Origin of the sequence: Dermacoccus sp. PE3, assembly GCF_001021715.1 — a bacterium.
Classification (GTDB): Bacteria; Actinomycetota; Actinomycetes; order Actinomycetales; family Dermatophilaceae; genus Dermacoccus; species Dermacoccus abyssi.
In genome coordinates, this window is the sequence record NZ_LDCM01000005.1 from 18,008 (window position 1) to 32,001 (window position 13,994).

Annotated in this window: 11 protein-coding genes; 9 read left to right on the forward strand and 2 right to left on the reverse strand. The window is 66.1% G+C overall.

The genetic code is table 11. The annotated features are described in order from the left end of the window. Positions 1-146: 146 nt before the first annotated feature. Positions 147-1,970, forward strand: a complete 1,824-nt coding sequence (gene aspS, locus AA983_RS12690; protein ID WP_047312859.1) for an aspartate--tRNA ligase — start codon at positions 147-149, stop codon at positions 1,968-1,970. 76 nt (positions 1,971-2,046) lie between these two features. Further along, entirely contained in the window at positions 2,047-2,646 is a 600-nt protein-coding gene (locus AA983_RS12695) for an HAD-IA family hydrolase (RefSeq protein ID WP_047312676.1), read from the forward strand. Between the two features lie 60 nt (positions 2,647-2,706). Here the strand turns inward: AA983_RS12695 and AA983_RS12700 are convergent, their stop codons facing one another. Beyond that, the gene (locus AA983_RS12700; protein WP_047312677.1) at positions 2,707-4,884 is read right to left on the reverse strand and encodes an MMPL family transporter; all 2,178 of its coding nucleotides are present in this window, start codon (positions 4,882-4,884) and stop codon (positions 2,707-2,709) included. After that, positions 4,881-5,453: a PH domain-containing protein gene (locus AA983_RS15695; protein ID WP_047312678.1), complete on the reverse strand. Its 573-nt coding sequence runs from the start codon at positions 5,451-5,453 to the stop codon at positions 4,881-4,883. Before AA983_RS15695 ends, AA983_RS12700 begins: the two co-directional genes overlap by 4 nt. 74 nt (positions 5,454-5,527) lie before the next feature. Between AA983_RS15695 and AA983_RS12710 the strand changes: the two genes are divergently transcribed. The 7 genes from AA983_RS12710 to AA983_RS12740 all read left to right on the forward strand — a co-directional run bounded on the left by AA983_RS12710 (position 5,528) and on the right by AA983_RS12740 (position 13,989). Next, the gene (locus AA983_RS12710; RefSeq protein WP_047312679.1) at positions 5,528-6,889 is read left to right on the forward strand and encodes a replication-associated recombination protein A; all 1,362 of its coding nucleotides are present in this window, start codon (positions 5,528-5,530) and stop codon (positions 6,887-6,889) included. A 254-nt stretch (positions 6,890-7,143) separates the two neighbouring features. Beyond that, on the forward strand, positions 7,144-8,133 hold the full coding sequence (locus AA983_RS12715; protein WP_047312680.1) for an ABC transporter permease: 990 nt from the start codon (positions 7,144-7,146) through the stop codon (positions 8,131-8,133). Positions 8,134-8,217: 84 nt separating this feature from the next. Then, the gene (locus tag AA983_RS12720) at positions 8,218-9,933 is read left to right on the forward strand and encodes an ABC transporter substrate-binding protein (RefSeq protein WP_225911158.1); all 1,716 of its coding nucleotides are present in this window, start codon (positions 8,218-8,220) and stop codon (positions 9,931-9,933) included. A 125-nt stretch (positions 9,934-10,058) separates the two neighbouring features. Next, a complete protein-coding gene (locus AA983_RS12725; RefSeq protein WP_047312682.1) occupies positions 10,059-11,075 on the forward strand; it encodes an ABC transporter permease in 1,017 nt (338 codons plus the stop codon). Between the two features lie 11 nt (positions 11,076-11,086). After that, positions 11,087-12,415 (forward strand): ABC transporter ATP-binding protein, encoded by a 1,329-nt coding sequence (locus tag AA983_RS12730; RefSeq protein ID WP_231579607.1) that lies wholly within the window; start codon positions 11,087-11,089, stop codon positions 12,413-12,415. Next, complete coding sequence (locus AA983_RS12735) at positions 12,412-13,458, forward strand: ABC transporter ATP-binding protein (RefSeq protein WP_047312683.1); 1,047 nt, start codon at positions 12,412-12,414, stop codon at positions 13,456-13,458. The genes AA983_RS12730 and AA983_RS12735 overlap by 4 nt, the downstream gene beginning before the upstream one ends. A 153-nt stretch (positions 13,459-13,611) precedes the next feature. Beyond that, positions 13,612-13,989 carry a DUF948 domain-containing protein gene (locus AA983_RS12740; protein WP_047312684.1) on the forward strand — a complete coding sequence of 126 codons (378 nt, stop codon included), beginning with the start codon at positions 13,612-13,614 and terminating at the stop codon, positions 13,987-13,989. Positions 13,990-13,994 lie beyond the last annotated feature (5 nt).

Genomic DNA, 13,994 nt, shown 5'->3' on the forward strand with positions numbered 1-13,994 from the left:
AAGCTCTTTCGGCGAAGGTGTGGTGGCACCGCGACCTGGCCCCCGCCCACACCTCCCGGGCTGCCCCCACGTGGGCGCACCCGGTCGCAGGCATCGCAAGCATCTTTCCGGGTGAACCCGTCGTGGACCGACCCGAAAGGAACATCATGCTTCGTACCCATGAAGCCGGAACCCTGCGCCAGTCGAACGTCGGTGACACCGTCACCCTCACCGGCTGGGTGGCCAAGCGACGCGACCACGGTGGCGTGGCCTTCGTCGACCTGCGTGACGCCTCGGGCGTCGTCCAGGTCGTCGCGCGCGACGAGGTGCTCACCGGCGCCGCGCACGGCCTGCGCTCCGAGTACTGCATCAAGGTGACCGGCAAGGTCACCGCCCGCGAGGCGAAGGACGTCAACCCGAACCTGCCGACCGGTGAGGTCGACGTTGTTGCCGACGAGATCGAGGTTCTCTCCGAGGCCGCGGCTTTGCCGTTCCAGATCGACGAGCGCATCACCGTCGGCGAAGAGGCCCGCCTCAAGTACCGATACCTCGACCTGCGCCGTCAGGCTCCTGGCGACGCGATCCGTCTGCGCTCGAAGGTGTCGCAGGCCGCGCGTTCCGTGCTCGGCGAGCGCGACTTCGTCGAGATCGAGACCCCGACGCTCACCCGTTCCACGCCCGAGGGCGCTCGCGACTTCCTCGTGCCCGCACGCCTCGCGCCGGGCAGCTGGTACGCCCTGCCGCAGAGCCCGCAGCTGTTCAAGCAGCTGCTCATGGTGGCCGGCATGGAGCGCTACTACCAGATCGCGCGTTGTTACCGCGACGAGGACTTCCGCGCCGACCGTCAGCCCGAGTTCACGCAGCTCGACATCGAGATGAGCTTCGTCGAGCAGGACGACGTCATCGAGCTCGGTGAGTCGATCGCCAAGGCGGTGTGGAAGACGATCGGTGTCGACCTGCCGACGCCGTTCCCGCGCATGACGTACGCCGACGCCATGGCGAAGTACGGCTCGGACAAGCCCGACCTGCGCTTCGGCAACGAGCTCACCGACTGCACCGAGTTCTTCTCCGACACGACGTTCCGTGTGTTCCAGGCCGAGTACGTCGGCGCCGTCGTCATGCCGGGTGGCGCGAGCCAGCCGCGTCGACAGCTCGACGCGTGGCAGGAGTGGGCCAAGCAGCGCGGCGCCAAGGGTCTTGCGTATGTCCTCGTCGCCGAGGACGGTTCGCTCACCGGCCCCGTGGCGAAGAACCTCTCCGAGACCGAGACGTCCGGCTTGGCCGAGCACGTCGGCGCGAAGCCGGGCGACTGCATCTTCTTCGCCGCCGGCGCCACGAAGGCCTCGCGGGCTCTGCTCGGTGCGGCGCGCCTCGAGATCGGCAAGCGCTGCGAGCTCATCGACGAGAACGCGTGGAGCTTCCTGTGGGTCGTCGACGCGCCTCTGTTCGAGCCGGCCGCGGACGCCGTCGCCTCGGGTGACGTGGCCGTCGGTGCGGGTAAGTGGACCGCCGTGCACCACGCCTTCACCATGCCGAAGGCCGAGTACCTCGACACGTTCGACACGAACCCGGGCGAGGCGCTCGCCTACGCCTACGACATGGTGTGCAACGGCAACGAGATCGGCGGCGGGTCGATCCGTATCCACCGCCGCGACATCCAGGAGCGCGTGTTCAAGGTCATGGGCCTGTCGCAGGAGGACGCACAGGAGAAGTTCGGCTTCCTCCTCGAGGCCTTCAGCTTCGGCGCCCCGCCGCACGGCGGTATCGCGTTCGGCTGGGACCGCATCGTGTCGCTGCTCGCGGGTGTCGACTCGATCCGTGAGGTCATCGCCTTCCCGAAGAGCGGTGGCGGTTACGACCCGCTGACGGCCGCGCCCGCCCCGATCACTGCGCAGCAGCGCAAGGAGGCCGGCATCGACGCGAAGCCCGAGCCGAAGAAGGACGCAGCTTCCCCGGCCGCACCGGACGAGGTTTCGCCCACGCAGTCCTGATCGACGGCCGCTCGTGCCCCGTCATCCCCCGTGGGTGGCGGGGCACGCCCCTTTTCCGGGCGATAGTTTGGGTCGCATGACTTCATCCCCGCGAGCTGTCCTTCTCGACGCCGACGGCGTGCTGCAGCACCCGTCCCACGACTGGGAGGCCGCCTTGGCCGACGTCGGGGGAGCGGCCTTCCCCGCGGCCGTCTTCGAGCACGAGCGGCCCGCCATGCGCGGGGAGATGACGATGCGTGAGGCGCTCCTCGCCGCGGCGCAGGCGGTCGGCAGCGACATCGATGTCGACGACACCCTGACGCTGTGGGGACGCTTCGACCTCGACGAGGAGGCTCTGTCCGTGGTCGACGAGCTACGCGCGCTCGGGTACCGGTGTCACCTCACGACCAACCAGCAGGACGTCCGGGTTGCGGCAATGCGTGAACGCTACGCGAACCGCCTCGACGGCTACTTCTTCTCCTGCGAGGTGGGAGAAGCCAAACCGGCGGGGCAGTACTTCGTCCGCGTCCTCGAGACCCTCGGCCTGCAGCCGGGTGACTGCGTCTTCGTCGACGACTCACCGGCCAACGTCCGCTCCGCGTCCGGCGTGGGTCTGCGCTCGCACCTCGTGGACGCGAGTGACAACGTCGCGAGCCTTCGAGCTGCGCTGCGCAATGAAGGGCTCCTGCCCGACTGATTTCCGCCAACGCACCACCCGATGAGTCCGCATCGCGACTCATCTGGTGGTTTCCGTCGGTCAGTGAGTGAAGCCGAACCTGGCGTGCCAGCGCTTGAGGAACGCCGGCGCCCACCAGTTCCACCGGCCCATGAGCGTCATCGTCGCGGGGACGAGGATCATGCGCACGAGCGTCGCATCGAGCGCGATCGACAGCGCGAGTCCGACGCCGAGCTGCTTGACGACGATCATCTTGGCCGCGGCGAAGCCGAGCATGACGATGATCATGAGCAGTGCGGCGCTCGTCACGATCCGGCCGCATCGCTGGATGCCGACGGCCACGGCTCGCGCGTCGTCGTCGCCCTGTTCGTGCGCCTCGACGATGCGTGACAGGAGGAAGACCTCGTAGTCCATGGCGAGGCCGAACCCGAACGCCAAGAGAATGACGGGCACGGTGGATTCGACGGCGTCGTTGCTCGTGTAGCCGAGCAGGGTTTCGAAGTGCCCGTTCTGGAAGATCCACGTCATGGCGCCGAGGCTCGCTGCCAGTGACAGCGCGTTGAAGATCAACGCCTTGAGCGGGAGCACGAGCGAACCGGTCATGAGGAAGAGCAGGACGAGCGTCGCGAGTGCGACGACGAGTGCCACGAGTGGAGCGCGGGCGGTGATGGCCTTGCTGTAGTCGTCGAGTTTCGCCTGTTGACCCGTCACCCAGGTGTCGAACTCAGGGCGGTCTGAGCGCAGGGCATAGACGACTTGGCCGGTTCGCCCGTTGGACGGCGTCGCACCGGCGACGCGAACACCGACTGCGACATAGCCGTCGCCGAGATCGCGCGTCGGGTTGATCCCGCTCACGTGCTCAACCTTCGCAACGTCCCGTGTGGCCCAGGCGCTCGCGGTCGCGACGTCGGTCTTCGCGACGACGGTGACCGCGGGCTCGGCGAGTGCGGGAAAGTCCTCGCGCAAATCGGCGAGCAGCACCCGCTGCGTGTCCTCCTTGGGCAGCATCGTGCCGGTGGAACTGACCTGGCGCAGGCCGGCGAGGGGAGTGGCGAGCAGCACGAGCACGGCCACGACAGCGGCGATGGAGACCCAGATGTGACGTTGCACCCCGTGGGCGAGCCAGGCGAAACGACCCGTGTCCGCGTCCGGCACGACCCGCTTGCGAGCGAGTCGCCGCGCCGCGAGGCGGGCGCATGCGGGGACGAGGGTGAGGGAAGCAAGGCACGCGACGACAACGACGGACAGGCCTGCGAGACCGACCGCCTTCGTCACCGAGGCCGGGAAGAGGAGCAGACCCGACACGGAGATGGCGACTGTCAGGCCACTGAACAGCACGGTACGTCCCGCTGTGGAGAGCGTGCGAGCCGTCGCGAGATCGAGCTCCGCGTCGCTCAGGTCCCGAGCCTCACGGTCGTCACCACGCAGGCGTGACAGTTCCTCGCGGAATCGCCCGACGATGAGCAGGCCGTAGTCGATGGACAGGCCGAGGCCCAGGATCGTCACGATGTTGACGACGGTGGCGTCGAGTTCGGTGAACTGGGCGAATCCGAAGAGGGCGAGCAGGCCGCCACCGATGGAGGAGATCGCACCCGCGAGAGGCAGGCCCGCTGCGATGAAGCCGCCGAAGACAATGACCATGACGACGAGTGTCAGCGGGAAGGCGATTCCCTCCCCGGTGCGCAGATCCTCCTGGACCTGGTCGGTGATGCGCTTGAGCACCTCGACCGAACCACCGGTGCGAACGGTGCCGGCATCGCCGACGACGGCCTTCGCGCGGCGAGTGACTTCGCTGGAGGCCTTCTCCTGGTCGGCCTTGGCCAAACCCGGCTCGAGGCTCGCGACGAAAACGACCGATTGTGGGGCGGACTTCGAGGTGTACACCGCGGCCACGCGCGGATCCCGAGCCGCGGGGGTGAAGGCCGACTCGACGGACCTCGTGCGCGGGGCAGCGTCGATCTCCTTCTGCAGGCGCGGGCCGAGGGAGCGTTGCTCGGATCGGTCGAGACCGTCGATGCGCACGAGGACGCTGCCGCCGGCCTTGTCACCGGTGAGGAGCTTCTCGTTGCCGAAGTGGGACTCACCGGGGACGTACGGCTCCTTCTGCTGCAGTTGCCCGAAGAGTCCGCCCCCGCCGAAGGCTCCGCTCGTGCCGGCGAAAGCGAGCACGACGCCGACGAGCCACGCGAGTGCGATCCACTTCGCGCGACGGGCGACGAAGTGTCCGTAGCGCCCGCCCTGGGAGGTTCGGGTGGTCACGCAAGAATCCCGACGACGACGCAGACAACGGCAAGAACCATGAGTGCGGTCGGGAGCGGGAGGAAACGCACGGACTTGCCCGACGGGGTGCCGGTGGGGTTGTCGACGGTCTCTGCATTGATGGCCTCGCGCAACGCACGTGACGATGTCGGCAATTCCACCAGGGATCCGGGTTCGGGGCGCCACGAACCCGCGGCGCCGGAGGTCTGCATGTCACGGTCACTGCGTGCCTTCTGGGAGCCGATTGCCCAGACGGTCGTGCGGCCACCGTCGTTGTCGTGGATGATGAGGCTTCCCCGCGAATCCGTGTGGGAGATGCCCTCCCACGGAAGAGTGACCTCACGCACGACGTTGCTCACGATCACGGCGTCCGCGGTGAAGCGCAGGCTCGGACGCGCCATGACACAGAACGAGAGCGCGGCGAACGCGGCGCCGAAGTACAGCATCGGGCGTCCGCTGTGGGAGAAGGCCCCGGCCACGGCAAGGAGCGCTCCGATGACGACCCCGATCCAGCCGATGTAGACGTTGAAGCGCTGCCTGGTCGCCTTGACCCCGCTCGGTTGGGACATGGTGCATCTCCGCTCTCGTTCTGGCGGCCCAACTCTAGCGGGGTGCTGCCGGGTCCACCTGATTGACTGGGCGCATGAGCGATGACCTGTTCTCGAACCAACTCGACGGTGAACGTCGCGACGGTACGGCAGCCAGCGGGGCCATGGCGCCCTTGGCCGTTCGAATGCGTCCGCGGACGCTCGAGGAAGTGCGTGGGCAGGGTGACGTCCTCAAGCCCGGTTCGCCGCTCCGTCGACTCATCGAAGGTCAATCGGGGGCTGCCGGTCCGATGAGCGCGATCCTCTGGGGTCCTCCGGGAACAGGGAAAACGACGCTGGCGCACCTGGCCGCGGGCAGCGCCGACCGACGCTTCGTCGAGCTCTCCGCGATTACCGCCGGCGTGAAGGACGTGAGGCAGGCGATGGAGGAGGCTGGCCGTCACCTCGCGATGTACGGACGCTCGACCGTGCTGTTCCTCGACGAGATCCACCGCTTCTCCAAGGCACAGCAGGACGCGCTCCTGCCGGGAGTGGAGAACCGCACCGTCATCCTCGTCGCGGCCACGACGGAGAACCCCAGCTTTAGCGTCATCGCGCCCCTGTTGTCACGCTCCGTCCTCGTGACGCTCAAGTCGCTAGACGACGAGCAGGTTGCCGCCGTCATCGCCAGTGCCCTCGCCGACGAGCGGGGTTTCGCAGGCGCGTTCACGCTCGCGGACGACGCGCGCGACCATCTCGTGCGCATGGCCGGGGGTGACGCCCGGCGAGCTCTGACGGCACTCGAAGCTGCCGCCGGCGTCACCACGGACGCAGGGGGGAGCGAGATCTCGTTGGCCTCGGTGGAACAGGCCATGGCTGCGGCCGCTGTTCGTTACGACCGTGCCGGCGACCAGCACTACGACGTCTCGTCGGCCCTCATCAAGTCGATGCGCGGTTCGGACGTCGATGCCGCACTTCACTACCTCGCGCGCATGCTCGAGGCGGGGGAGGACCCGCGCTTCATCGCACGCCGCATCGTCATCGCGGCCAGTGAAGACATTGGCATGGCAGATCCGACGGCTTTGCAGACCGCAGTGGCCGCCATGCACGCCGTGGCGCAGATCGGCATGCCCGAGGCTCGGATCATCCTCGGCCAGGCCGTCGTCCACAACTGTCTCGCTCCGAAGTCGAACGCCGCCTACTCGGCGATCAACGCCGCCATCGCCGATGTCCGTGCCGGGCGCGGAGGCGCCGTGCCACCTCATCTGCGCGGTACCGGCTACGCCGGGGCGACGCAGCTCGGCCACGGGGCCGGATATCGATACACGCACGACGAACCGTCCGGTGTCGGGCCGCAACAGTTCCTACCGGACGATCTGGTGGCGGACGCGGACTACTACGCGCCGACGGCACGCGGCTGGGAGGAACGGCTGGGCGAGCGGTGGCGCTCGCTGCGCGCGACAATTCGCGGCCGTTGAGCGTGCAAGGCGATGCACCGCGCTGAGAAACGTTGCGAGAGTTTCCGCCCCTGGCCGTGTTTTGTTAACCCCTCGTCTCATGGGCTGAGAAAGGTAACGATCTGGTGACCGTGCCTCGATAAGGCTTGCATCACACCTTCGCTGAGGCATGATCTGTGGGTGCGCACAGCGGGACACCTTCCCGCAACAGGTTTTTCGCGCGCGGACCGAAGCGCCCCACAGGGCGTCGCTACCGAAAGGGCAGAGCCTTGACGATGGTCACCGGCGATCCGAACGTCGAGAACTTCTCTCCCGACGGCGCGGAGTCCGAGAGCCCCAAGAAGATCGAAGGACGTTCGCTTCGGCAGATCGCCCTCGGTCGCCTGAAGAAGGACAAGGGCACCCTCGCCGCCATGATGATCGCGGCTCTGTTCATCCTGTGCGCGATCGCCTCGCCGATCCTCGACAAGATGGGCGTCATCGACCCCTTCACGAACCACCGCGAGTTGATCGACTCCTCGGGTAACCCGAAGGTCGGCATCAGTGGAAGCCACCTGCTGGGGGTTGTTCCCGGTAGCGGCACAGATCTGCTCAGCCGCCTCATGCTGGGTGTGACGTTCTCCGTCATCGTCGGTCTGTGCGCCACGATCGTGGCGATCAGCATCGGTCTCGTGATCGGTCTCATCGCGGGCTTCTCCGGCGGCAAGGTCGACTTCCTGTGCAGCCGTTTGATCGACCTCGTCTTGTGTTTCCCGCAGACGCTCATGTTGCTCGCTCTTTCGGGAACACTGGTCGCGCGCCTCGAAGACATCGGAGTTCCGAAGGGCAATGTCGCGATGGGCCTTTACGTCATTCTCGTCCTGGGCCTGTTCGGATGGCCGACCTTCGCGCGAATCATCCGTGGTCAGGTCATGACCCTGCGCAACCGCGAGTTCGTCGAAGCCGCTCGAAGCCTCGGCGCCTCGAACAAGCGCCTGTACTTCACCGAGCTGCTGCCCAACCTGTGGGCCCCGCTGCTCGTGTACTCCACGCTGCTGTTCCCGGTCTTCGTCTCGGCCGAGGCGGCCCTCGGGTTCCTCGGGGTCGGCATCAAGGCGCCCACCCCGACGCTGGGAAACATCATCAACGACTCGGTTGCCTACGCGCAGACCAACGCTCTCTACTTCTTCGCCCCGACCCTGTCTGTTGCTCTGCTGGTGCTGAGCTTCAACCTTGTCGGTGACGGCCTCCGCGACGCCTTGGACCCCAAGGCCGACCGCCACTGACACGTGGCACCCCGTACTCCTGACCAGCAACGGTCAGGCCAGTTGGATCGCCTCGGCGGATCCTGCTTCATCAAGGAGATGACGATGAACAAGAAGTCGTATTCCATCCTCGCCGTGGCGGTGGCTGGTTCGATGGGCCTCGCTGCATGTGGCGGCGGCTCGAGTGACAACAAGTCCGGGGGTTCGGGCGCCGAGGGGTCGGGTGGCACGCTCTACTACCTGACAAAGCGCCCCGCGGAGCACCTCGACCCGCAGCGCATGTACATCGGTCGTGACCTGTCCAACCTGGGTCGCCTGACGTACCGCTCGCTCGTGCAGTTCCCGGTCACGGAGGACAAGGCCAAGGCCGACAAGCCCGTCGCCGACCTCGCCACCGACACGGGCAAGATGTCGGACGGCGGCAAGACGTGGAAGTTCACGATCAAGGACGGCGTCAAGTGGGAGGACGGCAAGGACATCACCTGCGCCGACTTCAAGTACGGCCTGAGCCGCACGTTCGCCACCGACGTCATCACGGGTGGCCCGAACTACGCGATCGGCTTCCTCGACATCCCGAAGAAGGGTGACGCCCCCGCGTACAACGGCCCCTACAAGAAGGAAGGCCAGGCGGAGTTCGACAAGGCCGTCACGTGTGAGGGCAAGACGATCACGTACAAGTTCAACAAGGCGTGGCCGGACTTCAACCTGGCCGTCGCGTCGCTGCGTGCGTTCGACCCGTACCGCAAGGACAAGGACAAGGGCGACAAGAGCAACTACGCCATCTTCTCCAACGGCCCGTACAAGCTGCAGGGCACCTGGAAGAAGGGCACGGGCGGTACGTTCGTGCGCAACGAGCACTACGACGCCAAGACGGACGGCGTCCGCAAGGCCCTCCCGGACAAGATCGAGTTCAAGGAAGGTCTGACGAACGAGATCATCAACCAGCGTCTGATCGCCGACGGTGGCAAGGACAAGTCCGCCATCACGGACCGCGCGATCCCGCCGTCGATGTACGGCCAGATCAAGGGTGACTCGCAGAAGCGCTCGGTCAACGTCGAGTCGCCTTACGTCGACTACCTCGTCCCGAACTTCAACAAGATGAAGAACCTGAAGGTCCGTCAGGCCCTCCTCGCGGCGACGAACCAGGACGCCTGGATCACCGCTGGCGGTGGCGACAAGGCCTACGCACCCTCGTACTCGATCATCAACCCCGCGCTGACCACCGCCTACGCCAAGAACCCGGCGTTCACGGACGTTCCGAAGGGCAACATCGAGAAGGCGAAGAAGCTCCTCGAGGGCGTTCCGGCGTCCGAGAAGAACATCAAGTTCACCTACTCCGGTGGTACGCCGACCGCCGACAAGCAGGCCGGCGCCATGAAGGACAACTGGGAGAAGGCCGGCTTCAAGGTCACGCTCAACGGTCTGACCGACACGTACTACGACGTCATCCAGAACCCGAAGGCCGACGGCGACGTGTTCTGGGGCGGCTGGGGTTCGGACTGGCCGTCGGCCAGCACCGTCATCCCGGCACTCTTCGACAGCCGCCTCAACCTGACCGAGAAGTCGAACGGCCAGGACTACGGCAACTACAAGTCGGACGAGGTCAACAAGATGATCGACGAGGCGGCCAAGAAGACGTCCGTCGACGAGGCCGGTGAGGTCTACAAGCAGATCGACAAGAAGCTCGGTGAGGACGTTGCGTACATCCCGCTCGAGATCCAGAAGTTCTACTACCTGCGTGGCTCGAAGGTGACGAACTACATCAACAACCCGGCGACCTCGATGTACCCCGACCTGGGTGCCATCGGCGTCTCCAAGTGATCGCCTGATCACCACCTGACCGGCGGGGCATCCACCGATGCCCCGCCGGTTCGCCGGTCGCAGACCGGCTTTCGAACTCATCCTGTTCCCCGTTCGAGAGGACAGCCCGCGAGGGCCGGAAGCTCATGGTTGCCTACGTCATCCGCCGAATCTTCTCGGGTCTGATCATGCTCCTCATGGTCACGCTCGTGACGTTCGTGCTCTTCTTCGCCGCCGGCAAGGACCCGGCCCGTCAGACCTGCGGCAAGAACTGCACGCCGCAGCTCATCGAGCAGAACCGCAAGGCCCTCGGGTACGACAAGCCGGTTCTCGTTCAGTGGGGTGACTTCGTCAAGGGCACAGTCGCCGGGCGCGAGTTCCCCGACGACCCCGAACTGAAGGCGAAGGCGCCGGAGACGATCGCCGAGTGCGAGGCTCCTTGCCTCGGGTACTCCCCGTTGGCAAGTCAGAGCGTGACGGACGCGGTGAAGGAAGCGTTCCCCATCTCGTTCTCCATCGCCATCGTCGCGTTCACTTTGGTGATAGTCCTGGGGGTCGGACTCGGCATCGTCGCGGCTTTGACGAACGGGACGTTCGTCGACAAATCCGTCGTCGGTACCGCTCTGTTCTTCTACTCCTTCCCGACCTTCGCGATGGGGCTTCTGCTCTACCAGTTCGTCGCACTCAAGTGGGGCCTGGTCGAAGTGCCCGAGTACGTAACGATCGAAGAAGGCGGGCTCTTGGGCTGGTTCAAGGGTTTGCTGCTCCCGGCGCTCACCCTGGCGCTGTTCACGGCCGCCGGATATGTCCGTATGACGCGTGCCTATGTACTCGAGACCATGAGCGAGGACTACTTGCGTACGGCCAAGGCCAAGGGTCTGGCCAAGGGCAAGATCCTGTGGAAGCACACGATGCGTGCTGCCGTCACCCCGATCATGACGATGGCCGGTATCGACTTCGCCGTCCTGGTCGGCGGTGCACCGATCACGGAATCGGTCTTCAACTACGACGGTCTGGGCAAGCTGGTCGTCAACTCGACGCTCGTTCCGGACCTGCCCATGAACGTCGGTATTGTCGTCGTCCTGTCGGCGCTCGTCATCGTGATGAACATCGTCGTCGACGTGCTCTACGCGGTCGTGGACCCGCGCGTGAAGCTGGGATGAGGGAGAACCGCATGTTTGACAAGCTCAAGAAGAACTCCGGCGGTTCGACGCCCAACTCGAACGCCCGTCACCTCGGCAGTGACTCACGGAGCGTCACCGACAAGGTCGGGGACGCGGCCGAGGCCGCAGTGTCGAAGGCCGGGGACGCTGTCGCCACCGCCGCTGCCAAGGTGGGCGCCGGTGACGCCAAGCACGCACAGGAGCGCTTCACCGCTTCGGCTGAGAAGCCCGGTAAGAAGGTCGTCGACAAGTCCGGCCGTCCGCTGCTGTCGGTGCGCGACCTCAAGGTCCACTGGCCGACCGACGACGGTGTCGTCAAGTCGGTCGACGGTGTGAGCTTCGACCTCTACGAGGGCCAGACCCTTGGCATCGTCGGTGAGTCCGGTTCGGGCAAGTCGGTCACGAGTACGACAATCCTCGGTCTGAACCGCGGAACCAACGCGCAGATCAGTGGCCAGATCGACTTCGACGGTGACGACCTGCTCACCATCAAGGAAGACCGCCTTCGCGAACTGCGCGGCCAGAAGATGTCGATGATCTTCCAGGACCCGCTCTCGGCGCTGCACCCGTACTACACGGTCGGCGCGCAGATCATCGAGGCCTACAAGGTTCACCACCCGAAGGCCTCGAAGAAGGAAGCTCGCGAGCACACCATCGAGATGCTCGCCCGTGTCGGCATCCCGTCCCCGCAGAAGCGCGTCGACCAGTACCCGCACGAGTTCTCCGGCGGTATGCGTCAGCGCGCGATGACGGCCATGGCGCTCGTCAACGACCCCAAGCTGCTCATCGCGGACGAGCCCACCACGGCGCTCGACGTGACGGTCCAGGCGCAGATTCTGGACCTCATGCTGGACCTCCAGCAGGAGTTCAAGTCGGCGATCATCATCATCACGCACGACCTCGGCGTCGTTGCCGACGTCGCCGACGACCTGCTCGTCATGTACGCGGGCCGCCCGGTCGAGCGCGGAGATGTCTACGACACCTTCGCTAAGCCGCAGCACCCCTACACCGTTGGGCTGCTCAACTCGATGCCGCGCCTCGACGAGGCCCGCCGCGAGAAGCTCGACCCGATCCCCGGAAACCCGCCGTCGCTCATCAGCCTGCCCAAGGGATGCTCGTTCGCTCCCCGCTGCGCGTTCAGGCACCTGGTGCCGGGCAGCCGGTGCGACACCGAGATGCCGGATCTCTACACGTTCGGTGATCAGCAGGCCCGCTGCTTCCTCACCGAGGAGCAGAAGGCCGAGCACATGAAGCCGGCGCAGGCCCGCACCATGGACACCCCCGCCGCCGCTGGACCCGTCGAGGCCCACGGCTCCACCAAGCTGGGAGACGACGCATGACCACCCCCGCACAGGAGAACACCGTCGAGGGCGCCAAGCAGGTCGCCGTCGGTGAAGAGGTGCTGCGTGTCCGCGGCCTTCAGAAGCACTTCCCGCAGAAGAAAGCGGGCCTCATCCGTCGCCCCGACAACCCCGTCAAGGCTGTCGACGGCATCGACCTCGTCCTCCGCCGCGGCGAGACGGTCGGGCTGGTGGGGGAGTCGGGTTGTGGCAAGTCGACCGCCGGGCGCACGATGCTCAAGCTCCTCGAACCCACGGGCGGCACCATCGAGTTCGCCGGTGAGGACATCACCAACTTCAAGGGCGGCGACCTGCGTCGCATCCGTCGTGAGTTGCAGATGGTCTTCCAGGACCCGCACGGCTCACTCAACCCGCGTCACACGGTCGGCAAGATCATCGCGGCGCCGTTCGACATCCAGGGCGTCAAGCCCGAGGGGGGTGTGAAGAACGCGGTTCAGGAACTCATGGAGCGCGTCGGCCTCAACCCCGAGCACTACAACCGTTACCCGCACGAGTTCTCGGGTGGTCAGCGTCAGCGCATCGGTGTGGCCCGAGCCATCGCGCTCAAGCCGCAGGTCATCGTCTGTGACGAGCCGGTGTCGGCGCTAGACGTGTCGATCCAGGCTCAGGTCGTCAACCTGCTGGAGGAGATCCAGGAGAGCGACAAGATGGCGTACGTCTTCGTCGCACACGACCTGTCCGTCGTGCGTCACATCTCCGACCGCGTCATCGTCATGTACCTGGGCAAGGTGATGGAGGACGCGGATCGCGACACGCTCTACGAGCGGCCGCAGCACCCGTACACGCACGCGTTGCTCTCGGCTGTGCCGATTCCGGACCCGACGCTCAAGGGCAAGCGTGAGCGCATCCTGCTCAAGGGCGACCTGCCCAGCCCGCAGAACCCGCCGTCGGGTTGCGTGTTCCGCACGCGTTGCCCCAAGGCTCAGGACCTGTGCGCCCAGGTCGAGCCCGAGGCCACCGAGGTGGCGCCGGGCCACCGCGTCGCCTGCCACTTCCCGGAGGTTCGCACCGACGTCGTGTGACGTGGGGTCGATCGGTCAGTGCCGCGCGGCCACATCGGTGGCCGACTCAGCTCACTAGGTTTGCGCACTGTGCGCGTCCAGCCCTCCCGCTCCCGCGCGGGAGGGCTGTGACGTGTGCGGTCATAATGGGCGCGGAAGAAGGGGTGTGACGAGATGAGCGTTTCCGTGGGTGAGATCGCCGGTTTCATTGCGGCGGTGGCGTTCGCCGTACTCGTGTGGCGCCTCGGCGGCGTCATCAACAAGGCCGGCGCCGTTCTCGACGAGGCCAGCGCCGCTGTGCGGAAGGTGAGCGACGAGACCCTGCCGCTCATCACCGAGATGACGAACACCGTTTCCGCGACGAACGGCCAGATCGAACGACTCGACGCCATCACCGCCAACCTTGCGACCATGTCCAACAACCTCAACGCGCTGACCTCGCTCACCGTGGCAACCGTCGGTCGGCCGATGCTCAAGGTCGCTTCGGTGGGCTACGGCATCAAGCAGGCGATGAGCGGGAAGACCTCAGGGAGCGTGACGAGGCAGCGTTGACCCGC